At 65.0% G+C, this 22646-nt stretch carries 15 protein-coding genes; 2 read left to right on the forward strand and 13 right to left on the reverse strand.

Going from position 1 to position 22646, the window contains the following annotated elements:
- Positions 1-243: 243 nt before the first annotated feature.
- Genes ACZK3J_RS18390 through ACZK3J_RS18410 form a run of 5 tightly spaced genes read right to left on the reverse strand, consistent with a single transcriptional unit; the run spans position 244 to position 5379 of the window.
- Complete coding sequence (locus ACZK3J_RS18390) at positions 244-2217, reverse strand: type IV pilus secretin PilQ (protein ID WP_049422631.1); 1974 nt, start codon at positions 2215-2217, stop codon at positions 244-246.
- A 21-nt stretch (positions 2218-2238) separates the two neighbouring features.
- Positions 2239-2745, reverse strand: coding sequence for a pilus assembly protein PilP (locus tag ACZK3J_RS18395; protein ID WP_010484064.1), 507 nt, complete (start codon positions 2743-2745; stop codon positions 2239-2241).
- 26 nt (positions 2746-2771) lie between these two features.
- A complete protein-coding gene (locus ACZK3J_RS18400; protein ID WP_049400744.1) occupies positions 2772-3428 on the reverse strand; it encodes a type IV pilus inner membrane component PilO in 657 nt (218 codons plus the stop codon).
- Complete coding sequence (locus ACZK3J_RS18405; protein ID WP_049422632.1) at positions 3425-4321, reverse strand: PilN domain-containing protein; 897 nt, start codon at positions 4319-4321, stop codon at positions 3425-3427. The genes ACZK3J_RS18400 and ACZK3J_RS18405 overlap by 4 nt, the downstream gene beginning before the upstream one ends.
- Positions 4321-5379, reverse strand: coding sequence for a pilus assembly protein PilM (locus ACZK3J_RS18410; RefSeq protein ID WP_010484061.1), 1059 nt, complete (start codon positions 5377-5379; stop codon positions 4321-4323). Before ACZK3J_RS18410 ends, ACZK3J_RS18405 begins: the two co-directional genes overlap by 1 nt.
- Positions 5380-5598: 219 nt before the next feature.
- Between ACZK3J_RS18410 and ACZK3J_RS18415 the strand changes: the two genes are divergently transcribed.
- A complete protein-coding gene (locus ACZK3J_RS18415; protein ID WP_049461748.1) occupies positions 5599-8022 on the forward strand; it encodes a penicillin-binding protein 1A in 2424 nt (807 codons plus the stop codon).
- A 443-nt stretch (positions 8023-8465) separates the two neighbouring features.
- Positions 8466-9110 (forward strand): hypothetical protein, encoded by a 645-nt coding sequence (locus ACZK3J_RS18420; protein ID WP_012511978.1) that lies wholly within the window; start codon positions 8466-8468, stop codon positions 9108-9110.
- 304 nt (positions 9111-9414) lie between these two features.
- On the opposite strand, the gene ACZK3J_RS18425 is transcribed toward ACZK3J_RS18420, so the two are convergent.
- From ACZK3J_RS18425 to ACZK3J_RS18460, 8 genes are all read right to left on the reverse strand, one after another.
- The gene (locus ACZK3J_RS18425) at positions 9415-10158 is read right to left on the reverse strand and encodes a hypothetical protein (RefSeq protein WP_107432127.1); all 744 of its coding nucleotides are present in this window, start codon (positions 10156-10158) and stop codon (positions 9415-9417) included.
- Between the two features lie 69 nt (positions 10159-10227).
- Positions 10228-15150, reverse strand: coding sequence for an ESPR-type extended signal peptide-containing protein (locus ACZK3J_RS18430; RefSeq protein WP_478476147.1), 4923 nt, complete (start codon positions 15148-15150; stop codon positions 10228-10230).
- A gap of 59 nt (positions 15151-15209) precedes the next feature.
- A complete protein-coding gene (locus ACZK3J_RS18435; RefSeq protein ID WP_414576908.1) occupies positions 15210-15917 on the reverse strand; it encodes a pilus assembly protein in 708 nt (235 codons plus the stop codon).
- Between the two features lie 17 nt (positions 15918-15934).
- Complete coding sequence (locus ACZK3J_RS18440) at positions 15935-17068, reverse strand: CfaE/CblD family pilus tip adhesin (protein ID WP_478476148.1); 1134 nt, start codon at positions 17066-17068, stop codon at positions 15935-15937.
- Positions 17065-19797, reverse strand: coding sequence for a TcfC E-set like domain-containing protein (locus ACZK3J_RS18445; RefSeq protein ID WP_478476149.1), 2733 nt, complete (start codon positions 19795-19797; stop codon positions 17065-17067). The genes ACZK3J_RS18440 and ACZK3J_RS18445 overlap by 4 nt, the downstream gene beginning before the upstream one ends.
- Before the next feature lie 51 nt (positions 19798-19848).
- Positions 19849-20358, reverse strand: coding sequence for a CS1 type fimbrial major subunit (locus ACZK3J_RS18450; RefSeq protein ID WP_478476150.1), 510 nt, complete (start codon positions 20356-20358; stop codon positions 19849-19851).
- 549 nt (positions 20359-20907) lie between these two features.
- On the reverse strand, positions 20908-21270 hold the full coding sequence (locus tag ACZK3J_RS18455) for a NirD/YgiW/YdeI family stress tolerance protein (protein ID WP_049461740.1): 363 nt from the start codon (positions 21268-21270) through the stop codon (positions 20908-20910).
- Positions 21271-21570: 300 nt separating this feature from the next.
- Complete coding sequence (locus tag ACZK3J_RS18460) at positions 21571-22641, reverse strand: hypothetical protein (RefSeq protein WP_049461739.1); 1071 nt, start codon at positions 22639-22641, stop codon at positions 21571-21573.
- Positions 22642-22646: the final 5 nt, after the last annotated feature.

Consider the following 22646-nt stretch of genomic DNA (forward strand, 5'->3'; position numbering starts at 1 on the left):
GAGGCCTTTGACCGGCGCGGGACGGCACGGGTTCCCGACATCATCGCAGGGTGCCCTGCGAATGGCATCAAGAACGGCTGAACGGCCCATCCACGCATGGCGTGGATCTACTGGACATGGGCGGCGTGGATCTACTGGACATGGGCGGCGTGGATCTACTGGACATGGGCGGCGTGGATCTACTGGCGGAAACGCAGAAGGGCCGCGCAGGGCGGCCCTTCTGCGTTTCGCGGAGGCGCGGGCTCAGTTCTGCTTGGCCACGCGCAGCACCTTCGGGGTCACGAACACCAGCAGCTCGGCCTTGTCCTTGTTGCGGCCGCGCTTCTTGAACAGGTTGCCCAGGAACGGCACGTCGCCCAGGAACGGCACCTTGCTGATGCTGCTGCGGTCGGTGAACTCGTACACACCACCGATGACCACGGTCTGTCCATCCTCGACCAGCACCGCGGTGTTGACCTCACGGCGGTTGATCGACGGTACCGTGCCGTAGCCCTGCAGTTCGATCAGGCGGTCAACTTCGTCCTTCTTCACCTGCATGTTGAGGAACACGCGGTTGTCGTTGGTGATGGTCGGGGTCACCCGCAGTTCCAGCACCACTTCCTTGAACTGCACGTTCGGGGTGGAACCGGCGCCACCGGCAGCACCGGTGCCACTGATGGTGACGTAGCCGATTTCCTTGCCCTGCTTGATCATCGCCTCGCGCTGGTTGGTGGTGACCACGCGCGGGTTGGAGATCACCTCACCCCGCGACTCTTCCTGCATGGCCGACAGCTCCACGTCCAGCAGGTAGCCTGCGTTGAGGATCGACAGCGCCAGCGAACCCGGATTGCTGGCCGTAGCCACCGGCAGGTTCCAGTTCAGGCCACGCTTGATGGTCGGGCCGCTGGGAATCGGCGCCGGGCCGACGCTGCCACCGGCCTGCCACTCACGGACCGCCTTGGCGTTGGCCAGTGCGGTATCGACCTGCGACTTGCGGGTTTCCTCGTTGGCAGCGAGGCTGCCGCTGAAGTACACGTTGTCGCGGCTGCCGCTGATGCCGAACTTCGCACCCAGCTCGCGGGCGAAGGTGTCGGTCGCGATGACGATGCGGCTTTCGATCAGCACCTGGTCGACCGGGCGGTCGATCACGCTGATCAGCTCGCGCATGCGCGCGATCTTCTTCGGAATGTCGCTGATCATCAGCGTGTTGGTGCGCTCGTCGGCGACGATGCGGCCCCGCCCGGACAGGAAGCCACTCTCCTCCTGCGACGAGCCGCCACCACCGCCATTGCCGCCACCACTGCCGCCACCGATGCCCTTGGCCTCGGTCAGCGCTTTGAAGATCTGCGTGGCGCTGTGGTAGTTGATCTGGACGTAATCGGTGACCAGGTCTTCGCGGTTCTCGATGGCGATGCGCGCGTCTTCCTTCTCCTGCTCGAACTTGGCCAGCTCAGCCTGCGGAGCGACCCAGATCACGCTGCCATCGCGACGCTTGTCCAGGCCCTTGGCACGCAGCACGATGTCCAGCGCCTGGTCCCACGGCACGTTGACCAGGCGCAGGGTCACATTGCCCTGTACCGAATCGGAGGCCACCACGTTGAGATTGGATTCCTCGGCGATCAGCTGCAGCACGGTGCGCACCGGCACGTCCTGGAAGTTGAAGGTCACCGGCTTGCCGGTGAAACCGCGCTGGCCGACGGCCTTGGCAGCCTGGGTGACGCTGCCAGCGGTGACGGCACCGACGGCGGCCGGCGCCTGCCGCGGGCTGATCTCCACCACGTACTCGTTGCCACTCTGGTAGGCCAGTGATTCGACCGCACCGCCGGTGCTCAGCACCAGCTGGGTACCGGCACCGGACGGCTTGGCGTCGATGCGCTGCACCGGCGTAGCGAAGTCGATGACGTTCATCGGCTTCTGCAGGTTGGCCGGCAGTCGGGCGTTACCGACATCGACCACCACGCTGTTGCCCTGCGTACGCAGGTCCGGAACCGCGCCCTGGCCGTCGAACTGGACGATCAGGCGCCCGGCGCCATCATCGCCGCGCTTGAAATCGATCTTGGCCACCGACAGGCCGGCCGGCGCTGCCGCCGGTGCCACGGTGGCGCCCACCGGCTTTTCCGCCGGTGCGGCGGCCAGCGCCGGAGCGCAGGCCAGCATCAGCGCGACTCCCAACGCGCTGACACGGTTCAAGGTAAAGCGCCGGATGGGACGCAGCCCCTTGGCTTGGTGAAAGGTCATCGTGCTATCCCCAGTAAACGATCATTGATCTTCAAGCGAGAGCGTTGCCGGCCGTTCCAGCCAGCCACCCGCGCCATCCGGCACCAGTTCGATCAGCTCCACGTGGTCTTCGAAGACCGCCGTGACCCGCCCGTCGCTCTGCCCCAGGTAGCCGCCCGGGCGTACCCGGTAGGTCACCTTGTCCGGCCCCATCACCAGCGCCACGGTGGCGGCTCCGGTGCCGATGGTGCCGACCATGTCCAGTGCGTCCAGCGGGAAGCCTTCCAGCGGCTCCTTGCGCCGGTTCGGATCCGGACGCAATCCGCCATTCCCCTGCTGCGGATTGGTCCAGGCATCGGTGAACGGGTCGCGCAGACCCTGTGCGGAGTATTCGAAGGTTTCGAACTGCTGCATCACCGGCAGCGGCTCCAGCGGCTGCGCCGGCCGGGCACGCTCGCCTTCCACCCACTTTTCAAGATTCGGTGCATCACCCGGCGTGCTGGTCACATCGCGGCCGCACGCGGCCAGCATCAGCACGACGGCAGCCATCCCACAACGCGCAAAGAGGGAACGGATCACTTCTTCTCCTCCTTGCCGGCGTCAGCCGCCTGCTGTGCCTGCACCTCGGTCTCATCCAGATAGCGATAGGTCTTGACCGTGCCGGACAGCTCCAGCGCACCGCTGCGGGCGTTGCCGCTGGTCTTGTCCTTGGGCTTGAGGTTGATGTCGTGCATGGTCAGGATGACCACGCGCGGCAGCGACGCCACGCCACTGACGAAGGCACCGAACTGGTGGTAACTGCCCACCATGCGCAGCTTGATCGGCTTTTCGGCGTAGAACTCCTTGACCTGCTCCTGCTCCGGCTCGAACAGCTCGTTGGTCAGGCCGCTGGACAGCGCAGTCTGCGAGATGTCGATGATCAGGTCCGGCATTTCGGTCTTGCTGGGCAGCTGCCGCAGCATCTGCTGCAGCACCTGTTCCATCTGTGCCAGCTGCTGCTTCAGCGGCGCCAGGTTCACCGCACGCTCCTGCTGCTTGGTGAACTCCGAACGCAGCTCGACTTCCTTCGATTCCAGGCCGGCCAGTTCCTCGCGCTTGCCACTGATCAGCAGCATCCACGCCACGAACATGATCACCAGCGCCAACAGCGAGCAGAAGACGATCTTGGCCTTCTGCGGCCAATTGCCGATGTCGTTGAAATCCAGGTTCTTCAGATCGATTTTCTGGCTCATGCGCGATCCCCCTGCAGCGGGGCGTTGAAGGCCTGCGGCGGCTGCGCCAGGCGGCTGCCCTCGGGCTTCGGCGCAGGCTTTGCAGCTGGGGCTGCCGGCTGGTTCGGCGTAGCCGGGGCCGGGGTGGCAGCAGGTGCGTTGACCGGCGCGGCGGCGGGAGCGGGTGCAGCCGGTGCAGCAGCAGGCTGGCCGGCGGCCGGTGCAGCAGGTGCCGCTGCATCCGGGCCGGCTGCAAGCGGTGCCACTGCGGGCGGAGCCGGCGTTGCCACCGAACCATCGGCGTTGAGGCCTGGCGTACCGGCCACTTCCTCACTCTGTGCCGGCAGCTTCACCTTGACCACGAACACATAGGGCAGCGCCTTGATGTCGGCCAGCGGGCCCACCTTGCCGTCCTTGTCCTTCTCGGGATCACGCGCTTCGATGATCGACAGTTCCGGGTTGGTCATCCAACCGGAGGTCTCCAGATTGCGCATGTAAGCCGAAACACGGGCATTGGACTGGGTACGGCCTTCCAGGGTCAGCACGTCGCCTTCCTGCTTCAGCGCGGTCAGCACCAGGCCATCGGGAATCGTGCGCACCAGCGCATCGAACAGGTGCACCATCTGCGAGCGCTTGGCCTGCAGTTCCTCGATCACCTTCTTGCGGGCCAGCAGGCGTTCCTTCTGCGCGTCGAGGCGGTCGATCTCCTTGTTCTGTTCCTTGACCTTCTCGATCTCGGCTTCCAGATAGGCGTTGCGGTCCATCTGGCCGCTCACCTGGCGGTCGTAGTAGAACCAGATCACCAGCGACAGCAGCAGGCCACCGATCGCGGCCATGCCCAGCATTGCGTAGAACTCGCGCTGGCGTTGCTTGCGCCGCTCGGCGCGCCAGGGCAATAGATTGATGCGTGCCATCAGTCGAAGCTCCTCAGCGCCAGACCGGTTGCGATCATCAGCGCGGGGGCATCCTGGGCCAGCGCATGCGCGTTCACCTTCGGCCCCAGGGTCATCTGCGCCAGCGGGTTGGCGACCACGGTCGGCACGCCCAGCTGTTCCTCGACCATTTCCGGCAGACCGCCCAGCACGGCGCAGCCACCGGCCAGCACGATGTGATCAACGCGGTTGAACTCGCTGCCTGCGTAGAAGAACTGCAGCAGGCGGCTGATCTGCTGGACCGTGGCTTCCTTGAACGGCTCCAGCACTTCCATCTCGTAGCTTTCCGGCAGCCCGCCCTGGCGCTTGGCCAGTCCGGCTTCCTCGTAGCTCAGGCCGTAGCGGCGCATGATCTCGTCGGTCAGCTGCTTGCCACCGAACACCTGTTCGCGGCTGTACAGGCTGCGGCCGCCGCGCAGGACATTGAGGGTGGTCATGGTGGCACCGATGTCGACCAGCGCGACCACACCCTCGATGGATACCGGCAGCTCGCTGGCGACCAGGGCATAGGCGTTCTCGACCGCGAAGGCCTCCACGTCCATCACCTTGGCCTGCAGGCCACCCAGCTCCAGCGCCGACTGGCGCAGTTCCACGTTCTCCGAACGCGACGCGGCCAGCAGCACCTGGACCATCTCCGGGTTGTTCGGGATCGCCCCGATCACCTCGAAGTCCAGGTTCACTTCCTCGATCGGGTACGGAATGTAGTTGACCGCTTCCAGCTCGATCTGGGCTTCCATGTCGTTCTCGTCGAGCTCGGCCGGCATCGGGATCACCTTGGTGATCACCGCCGACCCAGCGACGGCGGCAGCGGCCAGCTTGGCCTTGCTCCCCGAGCGGTTCATCGCGCGGCGGATGGCCTCACCCACGGCCTCCACTTCCACGATGTTCTTCTCCACCACCGCATTCGGCGGAAGAGGTTCCACAGCGTAATGTTCCACACGAAAACGATTGCCACTGCGGGACAGCTGCAAAAGCTTTACCGCAGTCGAACTGATGTCGACGCCTACAAGCGGCGACTGACTTTTTGGGATGAGCCCCACGGTTTCTCCCCTGCCGACGGGCACTTGGACGCAAGACCTGCGCCCGAGCATTAATAACGTATTCTTAGCAAATGGCAACGGCCCTGCTGTGAAGTCCTTCACGGATTCACCATGCAGCCCCTGACTGTTCCCCTTGCGCTCCCCGGTGCCGACCCCAGCCGCCACCTTGCGTAATCTATACTCTGCGACCACGAAATTCGCAATCGGAATCTGAACCCGATGACTCGACTCCGCCGCTGGCTGCGCTGGATCTTCCTGATTGTCCTGGTCCTGGCGCTGATCGGCGCGGCCGCCGTGGGCGGTCTGTACTACGCCGTGTCCTCCAAGCTTCCCGACGTGCAGACCCTGCGCGACGTGGAAATGCAGGAGCCCATGTACGTCTATGCCGCCGACGGCAAGCTGATGGCGGTGTTCGGCGAGACCCGCCGTACCCCCATCACCATGAAGGACGTGCCCGAGCGCCTGAAGCAGGCCTTCCTGGCCACCGAGGACGCCCGCTTCTACGAGCATGGCGGCGTGGACTACATGGGCATCGGCCGCGCGGTGTGGCTGCTGGCCACCACCAACGACAAGCGCGTGCCGGGTGGCTCCACCATCACCCAGCAGGTCGCCCGCCAGTTCTTCCTCAGTTCCGAGTACAGCTACACCCGCAAGCTGGCCGAGATCCTGCTGGCGCGGAAGATCGAGTCCGAGCTGAGCAAGGACGAGATCTTCGAGCTGTACCTGAACAAGAGTTTCTTCGGCAACCGCGCCTACGGCGTGGCCGCCGCCGCCGAGTTCTACTACGGCAAGAAGCTGAACGAGCTGGACCTGGATGAAATGGCCTCGCTGGCCGGCATCCCCAAGTTCCCGTCTTCGGGCAACCCGATCTCCAACCCGGAACGTGCCCGCCAGCGCCGCGACAACTACGTGCTGCAGCGCATGGCCGACCTGAAGTTCGTCAGCCAGGCCGAGGCCGACGCGGCCAAGGCCGTGCCGATGCACGCCACCGCACATGAGCCGCCGGTGCAGGTCGATGCCCCCTACGTGGCCGAGCTGGTGCGCCAGGAAATGATCGCCCGCTTCGGCGGCGATGTGGTCAACAAGGGTTACCACGTCACCACCACCATCGATGCCACCCTGCAGACCGCCGCCAACCAGTCGGTGCGCGACGGCCTGCTGCTGTACGACCACCGCCACGGCTGGCACGGCGTGGAGAAGCAGGTGCAGGTGGGTGCCGGCGAAGACGCCGCTGCCCTGGCCGAGCACCTGCGTGGCATGTACGGCCAGGCCGGCCTGCTGCCGGCCATCGTCGCCAGCACCGGTGCCGATGGCAGCGCAACGGTGGTGCTGGCAAACCGCAGCGAGATCGTGCTGCCGGCCGGCGCCGCCAAGTGGACCAACAAGACCCCGGGCAAGCTGGTGCAGCGCGGCGACATCGTGCGCGTGCGCGCCGGGGCCAAGGAAGGTGAGTGGCTGCTGGACCAGATCCCGCGCGGCCAGTCCGCACTGGTCTCGCTGGATGCCCACAACGGCGCGTTGAAGGCGCTGGTGGGTGGCTTCAGCTTCTCCGGCAACAAGTTCAACCGCGCCACCCAGGCCCGTCGCCAGCCGGGTTCGAGCTTCAAGCCGTTCGTCTACGCCGCCGCCTTCGACAAGGGCTACAACCCGGCCTCGATCGTGCTCGACGCCCCGGTCGTGTTCCGCGACCGCCGCGGCAAGACCTGGGCCCCGCAGAACGACGGTGGCGGCTTCCGCGGCCCGATGCGCCTGCGTGAAGCGCTGGTGCAGTCGCGCAACCTGGTCTCGGTGCGCCTGCTCGATGGCATGGGCGTGGACTATGCGCGCAAGTACATCAGCGAGTTTGGCTTCGCCGAATCGGAACTGCCGCCGAACCTGTCGATGTCGCTGGGTACCGCCTCGCTGACCCCGCTGTCGGTGGCCCGCGGCTACGCCGTGTTCGCCAACGGCGGCTCGCGCGTGGACACCTGGCTGATCGACCAGGTCAATGACCGCGACGGCAACCTGGTGTTCAAGGAAAACCCGGCGCTGGCCTGCCGCGACTGCGCCGGCAGCAGCGACCAGCCGGTCAACCAGGTGGTGGACGGCTTCAACTTCGGCGCTCCGGCCCCGAAGGTGGACCCGGCCGCCGCGGCCAAGGCCGAAGCCAAGGTCGAAACCCCGGCGGCACCGGCCAACCCGGATGCCCGCACCGCCCCGCGCGCGATCGATGCCCGCACCGCCTACCAGCTGGTGTCGATGATGCGCGACGTGGTCCAGCGCGGTACCGGCGTGCAGGCCAAGGTGCTCGGCCGCGAGGACGTGGGCGGCAAGACCGGCTCCACCAACGACCACCGCGACGCCTGGTTCTCCGGCTTCGGCGGGCCGTACGTGACCACCGTGTGGGTGGGCCGCGACGACTTCCGCTCGCTGGGTTACCGCGAATACGGTGGCAAGGCCGCCCTGCCGATCTGGATCGACTACATGCGCACCGCGCTGAAGGACACCCCGATCGCGCAGAACGACCCGCCCAGCGGCATGGTCCAGGCCACCCTCAACGGCGCGACCGAGTGGGTGAAGGTGGAAGACATGGACCGCCTGACCGACTACGACCTGAACCTCAATACGCCGCAGGCCGACGCCGCCGCGTTCGATATCTTCTGAGGAAGGGTTCGGTAGGTGCCGCTCTGGTAGATGCCAACCTTGGTTGGCGCCGATGCCGCTCTGGTAGATGCCAACCTTGGTTGGCACCGATGCGGCTCTGGTAGCTGCCAACCTTGGTTGGCACCGATGCTGCTCTGGTAGATGCCAACCTTGGTTGGCGCCGATGCCGGCCCGGTAGTTGCCAACCTTGGTTGGCGCCGATGCTGCTCTGGTAGCTGCCAACCTTGGTTGGCGCCCCGTGCCGACCAAGGTCGGCACCTACCAAAGCGTTGGTGGGTGCCAACCTCGGTTGGCACCGATGCCGCCCCGGTAGTTACCAACCTTGGTTGGCGCCCCGTGCCGACCAAGGTCGGCACCCACCAAAGCAGTTGCATCCGCCATACCCACGCAGATGTCACATCCGTGCGCTAGTCTGTAGCCAGGTCGCAACAGGGAGTCATCGCATGCATCGCGCCCGCCAGCATGCTGCCAGCCAGACCCGCGAGCGGCGCCACCGCCTCGCCCACGAAGCCGCCCGCCTGATGGCCGAAGGCGGCATCCGCGACTACCACCAGGCCAAGTTGAAGGCCGCCAGCCGGCTCGGCATCCACGACGATGCCTCCCTGCCCCGCAATACCGAGATCGAGGACGCCCTGCGCGAGTACCAGCGGCTGTTCTCCGGGCCCCAGCACGGCAACGAACTGCAGCGCCGCCGTGAAGCCGCGATGCGCGCGCTGGAGTTCCTGCACGGCTTCGCCCCTCGCCTGGCCGGTCCCGTGCTGGACGGCACCGCCGACGCCAACAGCCCCGTGCAGCTGCACCTGCACAGCGACGACCCGGAGGCCGTGCACCGCTTCCTGGACGAACACGGCATTCCCGCCGAATCGCGGACGCGTCGCCTGCGCATGGACCGTGAGCGCTGCCTGGACGTGCCGGTGTGGGTATTCAGTGCCGAAGAGCTGACCTTCGACCTGGCCGTGCTGCCGTATGACGCCCTGCGCCAGGCGCCGCTGTCACCTGTGGATGAGAAGCCGATGCGGCGCGCGTCGGTGGCGCAGCTGCGGCAGGTGCTGGCCGAAGCGGAGATCACCGCGTATATCGGCGGGTGACGGTAGCGCCGGCCCATGGCTGGCGAGCGCAGCGGTGTGGGACGGGCGTGGTGGAGCCGCGCCGGTCTTGGTAGGTGCGGACCGCTGGTCCGCACCGTGCTTCAGGCACCTCGCTTGCTGACCGAAGAGCAGTCGAGCATGGCTCGACTCTACAGGGGCGCTGCACCCGTGTTTGGTAGGTGCGGACCGCTGGTCCGCACTGTGCTTCGTGCATTTCGATGGCTGAGCGGAGAGCAGTCGAGCAAGCTCGACTCTACAAAAGCGGTGTTACCTGCTCTGGCAGATGATGCCCATCTTGCTCCTGCTACCAGACAAATCGGGTATCGCGCAGCGGGTCGCTGAGCAGCCGCGGCAACCACGGTGCGGGGGCACGCTGCGGATACTCCCGCATCATCTGTGCGTGCATGGCCTGCAGGTCCCGCAACACCCAGGACTGGTAGTAGATGTCGTTGAACCCATCCGACCAACCACTCTTCACCCGCTCATGCTCGTCTGCCTCCAACGAAGGCATCTGGTCCAACGACACCTCCAGGATCGTCGCCAGCGCCGCGTTGATCTGCGCATTCTCCACACCGGCCTGGCGCACGTAGTCCAACCGATCCAGCACCCGCCGACAATCGTAGGGAAAGCACCCACCTGTGGCGGTGATGTAGTCAGCGATGTCCGCCAGCATGTCGGCTTTCAGCCGCCACACCACTTCACTGTCCATCACCTGCCGTACCCGCATCGTGCGCAGCGTGCTTGCCCGTACCTCCTCCGGCGTAGTAAACGGGGCACCCGGCGTGCTGCCCGCGTGGCGCACCAGCACGATGCGATGGATCGCCTCCCTGGTGACACCCTCGATGCGCAGCGCCGCTGTCTCCGGGTGCACGCGCGGCGTCGGCACGCTCAACATCCGCCACATGTACCACAGCACCAGCAACAGACCGGCGATGCACAGCCCGCTCATCAGCGTCCACAGATCCAGGTTCCGCGTGTAGTAGCGATAGCGCGCCCGCCAGATATAGAACGTGCGATAGCTGATGATTCCCTTTACCCATCTGTACATCGCCATCTCCTGGGCGAGGACCCCGGCGCGGCGGGGTGGATTACGCGCGTCACGCCGGGGCTCCATGGCTTACCAGCCGATGCCCACACCGACGCCCATGCTGCGCTCACCGCTGTTGGTGAACGCCCCATTGAGGCTGAAGGTGGCTGAGCCCTTCTCGTTGAGCACGCGCTGGTAACCCACCGCCATCGCCGACTCACCCTCGCTGTAGCCCACACCCGCACCGAGGCGGTTGTAGGTGGCCAGGCCGGCGGTGTTCATCGCCATCGCTGTCTGCGCACTGCTCATCGCCGCCATGCGGTTGAAGCGCTTGTCCATCTTGTCCAGGCGGCGCTCGAAGTTGCTGATCGCCCCATCGGTGTACTCGTTGGCGCGGGCCAGCATCTTCTCCAGCTCAGCGGTATCGACCTGCGGCTTCGGCGAGTCGTCCTTGTTGGCCTTCGGCTGTGGTGTGGGCTTGTCGCCCTCGCCTACCGAAGCGACCTGCTGGGAATCCTTGCCTTCCGGTACCACCGAAGTTTCATCGGTCTGCGGATTCGGCACCGAGGACGACGCCAGGGCACGCGGTGCCGGGGCATCGTCGATGCGCTGCTCCAGCCCATCCATGCGGCCATTGAGCTGCTGCTGCATCGAATGCAGCTGGCCACCGTTGACCGCATCGCGGCTGCCGGCCGCGATCAGGCCGTTGGCCACGTTGGAGATGACCATGCCGTTGGCACCGGCGAGGGTGAGCTGGTTGACGCCGTCGGCGCGGACCGAGGGAGTGTCCTGGAAGACGGAACGGAGCTGGGTTTCGACCTTGTCCACACGCGAGGTGCTGGTGACGACCGCACCATCCAGCGCCTCCAGTGCACCATTCAACGTGGACTGTGTCTGGCCCTGGACGTTGAAGCGCGGGCCGACGATGTTGCCGTTGGCATCGACTTCACCGCCGAGAGCGGAAAGCGCACCGCGCAGCTGGCCGACCGTGGCGGCGTTGTGGTTGGCGATGCCGTTGGCGATGTTTACCAGACGACGATAAGTAGCTCCACTTCCAAATGAGGCCACTCCTGCCTCATTCGCCTGAGATCCTTCGCCAATCGCCAGCGAACCATCCGCTCCTATGCCCACCTTTGCTCCAGCACCGATAGCAATGCCTCCTCGCGCACCACCTCCAGCAATGCCAACCTCCGCTCCAGTTCCTAGTGCAAATCCACTATCGGAATCCTCGTGCACGACCGAAGCGCGACCAATGGCGACGGAATTTCTGCCTAGTGCCTTAGCATGGGTCCCCACTGCAGTTCCTCCATCGCTGCCGGTCGTGGCGAAGTTTCCAACTGCAAGACCAACCGGGCCAGCCTGAGCAGGGCCATAGCCTGGAGCTGCACCCACGCTAACGTACTGGCTGATACCTTCCACGGCCGACACACGGCTATTGGTCTCATAGAGCTGACTGCCGCGCACAACGTCCGAACTGTCAGCCGACAGCTTCCCCTCGGCCACGCCAGTCAAACGCGCGCCACCGAAGTCGATCGGGCCGTTCGCATCCAACCTTCGAATTGCCTGCAGCCCCATCTCCCGCTCCTTGCGCATCGCGTCCAGATCATTCCGATTCTGCGAGATCTTCTGCTCTGCGGCGTACAGCTGGTTGCCCGTAACGGCATCGCGGCTTCCTGGGGCTACTCGACCGTCGGCAAGATTGGTCAGCACCATGCCGTTCACGCCATTCAGCGCGATCTGGCTTATGCCGTCGGCACGGGCCGAGGGTGAATCCTGGAAGATCGAGCTGAGCTGACCTTCCACCTTGTCTGCGCGACGGCCGGCGGTGATGACGGCGCCATCGAGTGCCATCAGCGCATCCTCCACGGTGTTCTGCGTTCCGCCCTGCATCGTGTAGGTCGGGGCGACGATGTTTCCGCTAGCGTTCATGCCTGCTCCGCCACCGAGGGTGGCCAATGAATCCTTAAGCTGGGAGACAGTGGTGGCGTTGTGTTCGGCGGTGCCTCGTGCAATGTTCACTATCCGGCGCTGCATACCACTGTTGCCAAACGATACAACTCCAGCTTCATTTGCCTGAGCATCTCTTCCAAGTGCCAGCGACCCATGCGCTCCAACCCCGATCTTTGCACCCGCACCAATAGCAACACCGTCGTTTGCGCCGCCGCCTGCCGCTCCCACCTCAGCACCTGCCCCCATTGCAAATCCATTCTCGGATTCCTCAAAAACGGTCGCTCCCCTTCCAATCGCAGTTGAATTCCTACCCATTGCTCTGGCCCGCGTGCCAACTGCGGTCCCACTTTCAGAACCTGTTTTGGCTGAGTTACCGATGGCGACGCCTCCGGCTCCCGCCTCAGCAGGCTCACTGATGGGAGCCTCGCCAATACTCAGAAACTGACCCACACCTTCCAGAGCCGATATCCGTGAATTGGTTGAGTACAGCTGCTTCCCAGACACAGCCTCGGCACTGCTTGCGCTCAAGAGCCCATCTGCAACACCACTGATCTTCCGTTCAGCATTGGCGCTATTGCGCACATCCAACGTCGTACCGCTGTTCTTCTCACCCAGGCGCACATTGCCAGTCGCGGATACCTGCGCCACCAACCCGCCCAGCGCCGCTGTCTCGGCCAGCGCCTTGGCCGCATCCCCCTTTGCCACGGCAGCTTCCGTGCCCGCAGTCCTGGCAATGTCCTCCACCGTAGCCACCTTGTCATTGGTGGCGTTGAGCTGCCTGCCGTTGACGGCCTCATAGCTGCTGGCGCTGACTACTCCATCAGCCACACCGCTCAGCTTCCGATTCGCGTTCGCGCTGTTGCGAACATCCAGCATGGTGCCGCTGTTCTTCTCGCCGACACGAACGTTGCCGTTGACAGCGACTTGACCGACAAGGCCATTCAGCACTCCGGTGTCGGCCAGCGCCTTGTCCGCGCTGACCTTCGCTGCGCTGGCTGTCGTCTGTGCCGCATTCACGTTCGCGTTGGTTTCATGGAGCTGCTTGCCGGTCACGGCCTCGTTGCTGGTCGCGTTGATGGCTCCGTCGGCGACGCCCAGAATCCTGCGGTTCGCATTGGCGCTGTTGCGCACGTCCAGCTGCGTGCCACTGTTCTTCTGGCCCAGACGAACACTGCCATTGGCAGCGGTCTGGTTGACCAGGCCACCCAGCACGACCGTCTCGGCCAGCGCCTTGCCCGATTCCACCTTTGCGGCATTGGCAGTGGTGGTCGCGCCGTCTGCTGCTGTCTGGGCTTTGGTCACGGCCTGGTTGGTGGTGTGCAACTGATTGCCTGTGATTGCATCAGTGCTACCGGCCCCAACCACACCATCTGCGATGTACTGGATTCTTCGCTTCTTGCTACTGCTCCCCACGGAAACAGAGTCGGACGAGGCAGTCACCGAGCCTGCACCCAGTGCTACTGCGTTGTCATGCTTGGCTTGAGCGCGATCACCCAGGGCCACAGCACTGGTTGTTGTTGCCTTGGCCAGATTGCCGAGGGCAGTGGCGTACTGCGCAGTGGCTTCGCTACCACGCCCCAGTGCAGTGGCCTGGCCGGCACTGGCCTTGCTCAGATAACCAACCGCCGTACCGTGCTCGGCCTCGGCCTTGGCATCACCGCCTACGGCAATAGAGAAGTTGCCGCTTGCGTTTGCGCGGAAGCCAGTTGCAACGGCGCCGTTGGCGCTACGGGTTCCGGCACCGACCGAGACGCCCGCGTTCTGGTTCGCCACCTTGTTGCCGTCCGCATCCACACCAGCGCGCGCGTCGTCGCCCAGCGCTACGCTGCGGCCGTTGTACGCCTTTGCGTTGTTGCCGAGTGCGGTGCTGACGCCGTAGCTGCCGTTCTCTGCAGTGGCCCCCTTGCCCAGGGCCAGCGTGGCCGCGTCAATACGATTGGCGGCCTTCTGCGCGATTTCGCGCACCGCTACAAGATCCGTCTTCGCGGCATTGGCAGTTTTCTCGACAGCCGCCACCTTCGTGTTGGTGGCATGCAGCTGGTTACCCGTCATGGCATCCGTGCTGCCGGCACCAATCACGCCGTCGGCAAGATACTGGATGCGGCGCTTCTTGCTTGCGCTGCCAACAGACACCGTGTTGGCCGAGGCGGACACAGAGCCTGTCCCAATTACGAAGGCATCGGTGTGCGAACCCGCCTTCAGCATGCCATTCAATGATCCGATCTTCTGCTCGGTTGCGTAGAGCTGCTTGCCGGTCACTGCATCGGTACTGGAACTGGTCAAGCGGGCGTCATCAAGGTTGACGATACGGCGCTTCATGGTCTTGTTGCCCACCGATACCGTGTTCATCTCATCGGCTATGGAATGCACTCCTAACGCCACTGCCCCTGCCTTTGACGCTTTGGAGTTGTAGCCAATGGAAACACCATCGAACTCGGCCGTGGACGCGCCCCCCAAAGCGACTGCCCCAGTGCGGCCTTGAGTTCCAGCCTTAGCCCCTGCACCGATCGCAATTCGTGAAATACCAGCATCAACTCCCACTGTCTGCGCTGCTCCACCAATGGCAATATCGCCCTCACCGAGTGACCTGGCGCTCTTGCCCAAAGCAATCGCAGCACGCGCAGTCGCTTTGGCCGAGTCTCCCACCGCCACAGAGTTCGTGGCCGCCGCGTGACTGTCCGAGCCCACGGCCACACTCCAGGCTTCGTTGCTCTTCGCTCTAAGCCCAATAGCAATACCACCAGTTCCACTTGCGCTTGCCAGATAGCCAAGCTCAATTGCGTTTTGGCCCGCACGCGCCGACATTGGAGCCATGCCCACAGTTGGCGCCTCTTGGGCAGGTTCTGCGAAAGCGAGAGTCTGTGTGGTTTCAACCAGATCCAACTGCTCCCCGTCTGAATCCAGCTCAGCGGAACCAGCCGCGAATGACAGTGAAATCAGGCACCCCATCAGTACAGTGGCACGCCGTCCAGAAGTGCCCTTCCCCGTCGTGCGTGCCAGTTCACTGCCAACCACCCAGCACTGCTTCGCTGTGCTCCAGATACGACGATAGATATGGTTCATGCTCTCTCCTTAACAGGACAAGGGAAATGAAGCCCCGCGCTTACGCAGGGCAATTAAGGTCAGGTGCTCGGCGCCAGGGTCGTTACGTGATCGCGATAGCTGTCGTTCGACAGTCGGTACTGCAGCTGCAGGGTGCTGCCCGGCTGGAGCTGGAACGGCAAGGTCAGCGCAGCGTCGGGGTAAAGACTTCTGGACAGCTCAAGCGGCGTGCACACGCCACCGACATTGCACTCGGCAGCACCGGTGATGCCCACGCGCAGCGTGCCGGTGTTGCGCAGGGTGTTGCCCTGCAGTTGCAGATCCACGCTGCCTTTGGCGGGCACTACGTTCACCAGCGCGCCCCAGACCAGGCTGACACCAACGTTGGCCTGCGCCACCTGTTCATCGCCTTCCAGGATCGTGCCGTCGGGGCCCTTTACCCCCTCGAAGTAGATGCGGTAGGCCGCCTCCTTCTCGACGGTCTGCAGCGGAATCACCCGGATCAGACGATTGCCACCACCGCTGAGCGCGAACTTGCCAGGCGTGATGGCAATCGCCGCATCGGCGGCATCCACTTCGATCTCTTCCTCCCCCACCTGTGCCGGCTTGGTGATGCGCAGCAGGCGTGCCTGCACGTATAGCGGCTGGGTGGATTGCGAGTACACGCGGATCTTCGTGCCGTGCTTGGCATCCACCGTTGCGCGCATCGGATGAATGGACAGATTGGCCTGTGCCGGCGGGGCCAGCAGTGTGCTCAACGGCAACAGGCAAAACAGCAGCTTCTTCATGATGAGCCTCCGGGGCATCAGGGTTTAGCGGTCGGCACGCGCAGCTCTACCGTCAGTTCGCCGTCGTAGAGACAGGGGCGTTTGCTGGCGATGGGCGTGGGCGGTGTTTCCAGCGTCAGTGGAGTGGGCACGCAGTACACGGGTTGGCTGATGCCGGGCAGCAGCACCATGCGCAGCTGTGCGCTGTCGATGCCACGCAGCAGCTGTTCTTCGCCATGCTTCATCGCCAGCAGATTGCCGCCGTAGTTCAGACCGACCTGGTAATCGAGACGCTGGGTGTCGTCGCTGCCGCCATCCTGATGCCAGACCGCGAAGTCCCGCCCAGGCGGTGGGCGTGGCCCGCTGTCGCGCACGGTGACGCCGAGGAATTCGCTCTGCGAACCCACGCCGTCGTACAGACACATGTCTACTTCCTTGCGCCCGGCGACGACCTTGCGAATCGGGTCGTAGCGCAGGTCCATGTTGACCAGAGGTGCAACGCCGTCGAAGCCGGGGAAGTAGATTGAAATCGCGTCGTAGTCGGTGACGGTGAAGTCGAAGTTGAAGGTGGCTGTTGCAACCGGTGCGGCGGCTGGGTCGGCCTTGATGTTCAGGCGCATCGTTGCCTTCCAATGGCCTGCAACAAGACGCGTCAATTCGGATGATGGCAATGCGAGCCTAGAACCCGTACCGATTGGCTGATCGATACCACACGTGTAATAGAACGCTTCATGGAGCGCCCGCTGACTGCTATCCCAATAATCCGGGCTACAAGTCCAATCATTCAGGACTCTCTGAAGGCTTCCGAGCACCCGAAGCTCCGCATGCAGGCCTGTTCGGCTTTCTACAAGACGCAGGACAATTTCGGATGGCCCGCTAACTATTGATGGAACCCCGTCCGTCGGACACCTCCCAAACTCACTATCAGAAGCAGACTCACAAACAACATGGATCTGCCCATACTTCATCGCCAGGTCGTGACTGAATCCCAACACCGTCCGTGGCGCCCACAGCTCCACATCACCCGGCACCGCCGAGCGATCCCAGGTCATCACGATGTCCCTGTGCTGATCCGTCGGATGCGTTTCCGGCGGCCACTGCGCCCACGCCCTCGGCGCCAGCACCACCAGCGCGCACACCAGCATCAACACCAACAACACACGCCGGTTCATGGCGTTCCTCCTGCAGCAGCGGTCTGGGGCGTGGCGGCAATCAACGCGCGTTCCTGCAGCAGGCGGGTCACACGGGCCTGCTGGCGGATCTCGGCCGGCAGCTGGGCCACGGCCAGCGGCTCGCAATGCACGGCGCCGACCAGCAGCACCACCTGGCGGCGCTCGCGCACCTGCAGCGGGCAGTGCAGCAGGCGGTCGTCCTGCAGCAGGTACAGCGTTGTTTCGCGACGCGGGAAGTCGGCGACGAAGCCGCCGTTGGCGCTGGTGCCGGGCACCGGCGCGTTGAGGATGCGGGCGCCACCCAACGGCGCTCCGGCTAGATCCTTGGCGTTGCCGATGAAGGTGTAGGTCACCTCGATCGGCACTGGCATGCGCATCAGCCGTCCGGGGCTGAGGAACAACGGCCGTGCGCCACCCACGCCGGTCACACGGATGGCGGCGATGCTGTCCAGCGTGCTGGCGTCCTGTACTTCGGCACGGTGCGACTGGTACGAGGACAACGGCAGCAACCGGCGCTCACCGATCTGCAGGCGTTGACGGCGCAGGCCGCCCACCTGCAGTTCGGCCGCCACGCCACGCAGGTCGACGTCGTCGGTGTCGGCCACCTGCACGGCCAGGCCGGCGTCGGCACCGTTGCTGCCGCTCCAGTAGAAGCCGCGCTTGCCCAGCGCGAAACCGGAGCTGTGCATGCCGCTGTAGGCGGTCTCGCTGCGGCCGCGCTGCTGGTAGTGCGCCAGCGTGGCGCCGCTCTGGCCCAGGCTGTTCTGCAGCTGGCCGCTGAGCGTGGCGCTGTAGCGGTCGCTGTTGTTGGCGCGCAGTTCGGCTGACAGCTCGCGGTACTGCGCATCGACTTCCTGGCGCAGGCTGTGGCCGACGCTGTAGTTGATGTCCGGGCGCTGATGCTGCGGCTGGCGCACGTCCACGCTGTAGCGGCGCTGGCCGCTGCCGGCGGTACCGCGCAGCAGGCGGGTCAGGCTCAGGTTGAAGTAGATGCCGCGGTCGCGTTGGTCACTGCCGCGCAGGCTGTCGCTGGCACGCTGCTGCCACACACCCACGCGGGTGGAGACGCTGAAATCCTGCCAGCGATGGCTGCGGCTGAAGCTGGCCTGCCAGGTGCGGCTGAGTTGCGGCTCGCGGCGCGGTTGCCACGGCGGCGGCGGTGGCAGCAGCGGGTCCAGCCCGGCCAGCGGGTCGCCCTCCGCACCGGGGAGCTCGCGCCCGGCGCGCCAGGTCTGCCGCCGCGTGTAGCCCACATAGGCACTGCCACCGGCCAGCGGCAGCGCCATCGAGGCGCTGAGCGAATTGGTGCAGCCCAACTGGTCGCGGGCGTCGGCCTCGAACTGGCAGGCCTTGCCACGCATGCGCTGCTGGTAGATGTTCCAGGACGCGGTACGGCGGTACGAGAGCTGGTGCTGCTGGCCGGTGCTGCCATCGTTGCCGCGCATGCCACCGAAGCTGGCGCGCAGTTCCTGGGTGGCATACAGGCGGCGAAGGTCCACGCGCACCTCGCCGTAGCGGAAGCCGCCCAGGTCGGCGGCGCCGGCCACCACCGCCACGTCGCGGCCCAGCGGCACGCGCATGCCGGCCACGGCCACGCGTTCGCCATCGAAGCGGTCACTGCGGCGCTCGTTGCGCTTGCCACCCTGCACGAACCACTGCCACTGGCTGTTGGTCCAGTCGCCACCCTTGTCGAACGGCGCGTCTTCGCTGCGCACCAGCACGCCGTCTTCGTAGATGCGCAGGGTGATGGTGTAGTTGCCGAACGGGAAGTTGCGGGTGTCGATCTGGTTGATGCCGGCCTGCAGGTAATAGGTCTGCAGCAGGCGCGTGCCGTCGTAGGCATCCACGCGTGCGTCGCGCGCCAGCAGCACGGTCAGGGGCGTGGCCTGCACGGCGGCATCGGCATCCACATAGGCCTGGGTGGTGCCCACGCGCAGGCCCTGCAGGCGGTCCAGCGGCAGCATGCTGAAGCTGAAGGTGCCGCCCTGCGGGCTGGACAGGTTGCGGCGGTCCATGCGCCCGGCCTGCAGGTAATGCGCCTGCCCCAGGTCATGGCGGTAGTAGACGTTGTCGAACTGGAACGCGCTGTCACTGCCGCGGCTGCGGTAGCGCTGCTGGTTGAAGTTCCATTCGGCGGAGACATGCCCGCGATCGAACAGGCCCAGCACGCCGGTGCCACGCGCGGACAGCGTCTGGTAGTCGCGGCTGCCACTCACATTGATCACCTGCTGGTGCAGGAAAGCGTTCTCGGCGTTGGCGCTGACGGTGTGGAAGCGCTCGGCAGCCGGCTTGCCCGGAATCCACTGGCGGGCAACGAACAGGCGCACCGCGCCCTCGCCTTCGTCGTACAGCGCGCGCACGGCGGCGGGGTCTTCCGGTGGGTCGAGATAGCCGCAGCCGGCGGTGGCGCCACCGAAGCGGCAGGCCAGATGGCTGTTGCGCGGCATCGGCTGTGACAACGCGGGCAGCAGCGCGGCCTGCGCCTCGGCGGGCAGGTTGAGCGCCTGCAGCACGCTTGCTGGATCTTCCAGCTGTACGTGCTCCAGGGTCACGCTCACCGGCGACAGCCCGGCCGAGCGCCCGAACAGCTGGATGTCGAGTTGTTCGGTCTGGCCTTCGACCAGATCCTCGAAGCCGGGCGGGACGCCGCGCGCCGCCGCCAGCGGCGTTGCCAGCGCCAGGGCGAGCGCGACCGCCAGCCGGGTGATAGCGGGGGCGTGTGGGGTCATGGGGGTACCGCTGGAAAGGCAGCCGGCCCGGCGTGCGGGCCGGCGCGGGGATTACGGCGCGGCGGCTTTCTGGTTCAGCACGATGTTGACGACGCCGGTGTACGTGCCCTTGGTGGCGATCGGCTTCGGGGTGGCCTGGGCGATGGTCAGCGGCATCGAGATCGAAGCACCCGGGGTGGCACCTGCGCCGGTGAACAGATCGGCGGCCTTGAACTCAATCGGGGTCACCGCCAGCGTGCGGCTGTTGAGGCTGACCGTCATCGCCTCAGTGACCTTGCCATCGCCGCTGACCAACACGAACGCGCCGCCGATCTTTGCCTCGATATCGGCAGTCTGATCGTTGGAGTGGATACGAACGCGCTGGGTGTTCGGCAGCAGACCACGCATCGGGTCGTGGGTCAGGGTGACCAGATCCGGCAGCGCGCTGCCATCATCACGCAGCAGGGCCAGGGTCGGGTCGACGTCGGCGTAGACGGAGATCTTGGTTTCCACGGCGTGCGCGGACAGCGAAGCCGTGGCCAGCGCTGCAGCGAGCGCGGCCTTCTTGAGAATGGCGTGCATGGGTTGTCTCTCTCGGACAAGGGGGAATGAGAAAGCCCCCCTCCCCTAAGGAGAAAGGGAGGGAGGCGCCGCCCGCAGAGGTGGTTGCGGGCGACGGAGAGAATGTTAGAAACCCATTGTCCTGCAGGCCATTCAAGCATTCCTAAAACGTTGAGCGTTAAGAAGAATCTTTGAATTAGTTCAACGTTCCAGGCTTATGCAATTTCCCTCATTCGGTAAATGCAAAAAGCCTCATTGCCTTGCCTTTGTAGAGTCGAGCCATGCTCGACTGCTGTTCGCGCTGTGCGTGCGAGTCGAGCATGGCTCGACTCTACAGTGGTTCATCCACGCATGGCGTGGATCTACAGACAAGGTTATGCAACTTCCCTCACGCGTTGAATACAACAAACCCCATTGCCTCGACTCTACAGTGGGCCATCCACGCATGGCGTGGATCTACCGGCCCTGGCTATGCAATTTCCCTCATGCGTTGAATGCAACAAATCTCATTGCCTTGCTTTTGTAGAGTCGAGCCATGCTCGACTGCTGTTCGCGCTGTGCGCGTGAGCCTCAGCCTGCGGGCACCACGGTGACGCGATCAACATCGATGTCGGTCGGCTTGAACCGATGCGTGTCGACCTTGCCATGCAGTTCCACCACGGTGTCCGCACCAATGGTCTGCGGTGGCAGGTCTTCGTCATCGATCTCCACTTCGATCTGGCCACTGGCATCGCGGAACTGGTAACGCTCGTGGCCAAGCTTGGCGACCAGGGTGCCACGCAGCACCACCGGGTGGTCGTCGCGCTGGGCGCGCGCATCGGCCACGGAGCTGGCAGCGGTGCCCGCACCCGGGCCGGTGTACTGCGCGGATGCGTGCGGGCTCAACAGGGCCAGCGGCGTGGCGATGAGGGCAATGGCAAGCAGTCGATTCATGGCGTTCTCCATGGCTGAGTAAGTGCCCTCAGGTTCTATCGCCCCGGATGTGATGCCTATGCAATAGATCCGAAAAGATGTGAAAGCGACATTCAGTGTCAGAATTCGTTCAGATCCTGAAGCAAGGTTTTGTAGAGTCGAGCACGGCTCGACTCTACAAATACCCATCCACGCATGCGTGGACTTCGCGTTGGCGCGTGATCAGAAGAAGATCGCGTACAGGATCAGCAGCGGAATCGGTACGCCCAACAACCAGAGCAGAATCATTTTCATGGCAGGTCTCCTTGCATGGAACGGGGGTTACAGGTCGCGACGGCGGCCGCCCCAGGTGGCGCTGAGGCTGGCGAAGAACGCGCCGATCAGCAGCGTGATGAACAGCCACAGCGCGGCATACGCTGCTGCCTTGCGGGCATCGTCGGCCGCCTGCTTGGCAGTGTTCTTGGCCTTCTCCAGCGCAGCACGCATGCGCGTCTGCACATCGGTCACGCGCGCCTGCGCTTCGGCCTGACTCATGCCGGTCTCGCGCGCGATCAGCTGGGACAGGTACTGGGTGTCGGCCGGATCCAGGCCATCTCCCTGCAGACTGTTGACGATGATGCGATTCACCTCGGCACGCACTTCACGGCGGTCAGCCACCGGGCCATTGCCCGGCATCGGACGCGGCGGTGCGGCCAAGCGCGCGTCGCGCGGGCCGACGCTTGCGACCGGCGGCGGCGGGGCCGCATTCGGATCCATCGGCGCACCCGGCGGAGGCGGCGTTGCAGGATCAGACGGCCCTGCGCTGGTGGCGCTGCGGAACAGCGAGTCCACCCAGTAGTTGAGGTCGCCTTCCGGCGCAGCCGCGGCGGCGCTACCGGCACTCGCGGCGGCAACGCCTGCCGTGGAGGCAGCGGCGCCTGCAGTGGCACCGGCCACTTTCGCGCCCGTGCCGAGTACGCCGCCGATGGCCGAGGTGAGCAGACCGGCGGTGAGCAGCGTGGCCACCGCCCACGACACGAAGCCATGTGCGGTATCGCGGAAGTAGGTTTCGTCGCCGTGGATCTGCGTCCACTTGGTACGCAGGCGTCCTGCCAGATAGCCACCCAGACCGGAAGCCGCCAGCGCGGTGAAGGTGAGCCAGATGATGCTGGACCAACCGAAGGTTTCCTTGCTGACGCCTTCGAACGACCACGGCGACACCGAGGACAGCCCCAGGCCCACGCCGAGAATCAGCAGGATGAGGGACAACGCGGCGGCGGCGGCGGCACCGGCGAAGATTGCCCCCCAGGACACGGCGCTTTCGCTTGGCGGGGCGACGATGGGGGCGGCGACGACAGTGCCGACGTCAGGGCCGAGCGGGCCGCGCTCGGGTGGGTCGAATCGGGTACTCATGGGAC

The sequence above is a fragment of the Stenotrophomonas sp. 86428_Sma genome (assembly GCF_056481585.1).

Coding starts and splice junctions, on each gene's coding strand:
- ACZK3J_RS18445 (WP_478476149.1), bottom strand. CDS start 19,797: ATGACCCCACACGCCCCCGCTATCACCCGGCTGGCGGTCGCGCTCGCC.
- ACZK3J_RS18415 (WP_049461748.1), top strand. CDS start 5,599: ATGACTCGACTCCGCCGCTGGCTGCGCTGGATCTTCCTGATTGTCCTG.
- ACZK3J_RS18455 (WP_049461740.1), bottom strand. CDS start 21,270: ATGAATCGACTGCTTGCCATTGCCCTCATCGCCACGCCGCTGGCCCTG.
- ACZK3J_RS18425 (WP_107432127.1), bottom strand. CDS start 10,158: ATGTACAGATGGGTAAAGGGAATCATCAGCTATCGCACGTTCTATATC.
- ACZK3J_RS18420 (WP_012511978.1), top strand. CDS start 8,466: ATGCATCGCGCCCGCCAGCATGCTGCCAGCCAGACCCGCGAGCGGCGC.
- ACZK3J_RS18460 (WP_049461739.1), bottom strand. CDS start 22,641: ATGAGTACCCGATTCGACCCACCCGAGCGCGGCCCGCTCGGCCCTGAC.
- ACZK3J_RS18405 (WP_049422632.1), bottom strand. CDS start 4,321: ATGGCACGCATCAATCTATTGCCCTGGCGCGCCGAGCGGCGCAAGCAA.
- ACZK3J_RS18435 (WP_414576908.1), bottom strand. CDS start 15,917: ATGAAGAAGCTGCTGTTTTGCCTGTTGCCGTTGAGCACACTGCTGGCC.
- ACZK3J_RS18450 (WP_478476150.1), bottom strand. CDS start 20,358: ATGCACGCCATTCTCAAGAAGGCCGCGCTCGCTGCAGCGCTGGCCACG.
- ACZK3J_RS18400 (WP_049400744.1), bottom strand. CDS start 3,428: ATGAGCCAGAAAATCGATCTGAAGAACCTGGATTTCAACGACATCGGC.
- ACZK3J_RS18395 (WP_010484064.1), bottom strand. CDS start 2,745: ATGGCTGCCGTCGTGCTGATGCTGGCCGCGTGCGGCCGCGATGTGACC.
- ACZK3J_RS18390 (WP_049422631.1), bottom strand. CDS start 2,217: ATGACCTTTCACCAAGCCAAGGGGCTGCGTCCCATCCGGCGCTTTACC.
- ACZK3J_RS18440 (WP_478476148.1), bottom strand. CDS start 17,068: ATGAACCGGCGTGTGTTGTTGGTGTTGATGCTGGTGTGCGCGCTGGTG.
- ACZK3J_RS18430 (WP_478476147.1), bottom strand. CDS start 15,150: ATGAACCATATCTATCGTCGTATCTGGAGCACAGCGAAGCAGTGCTGG.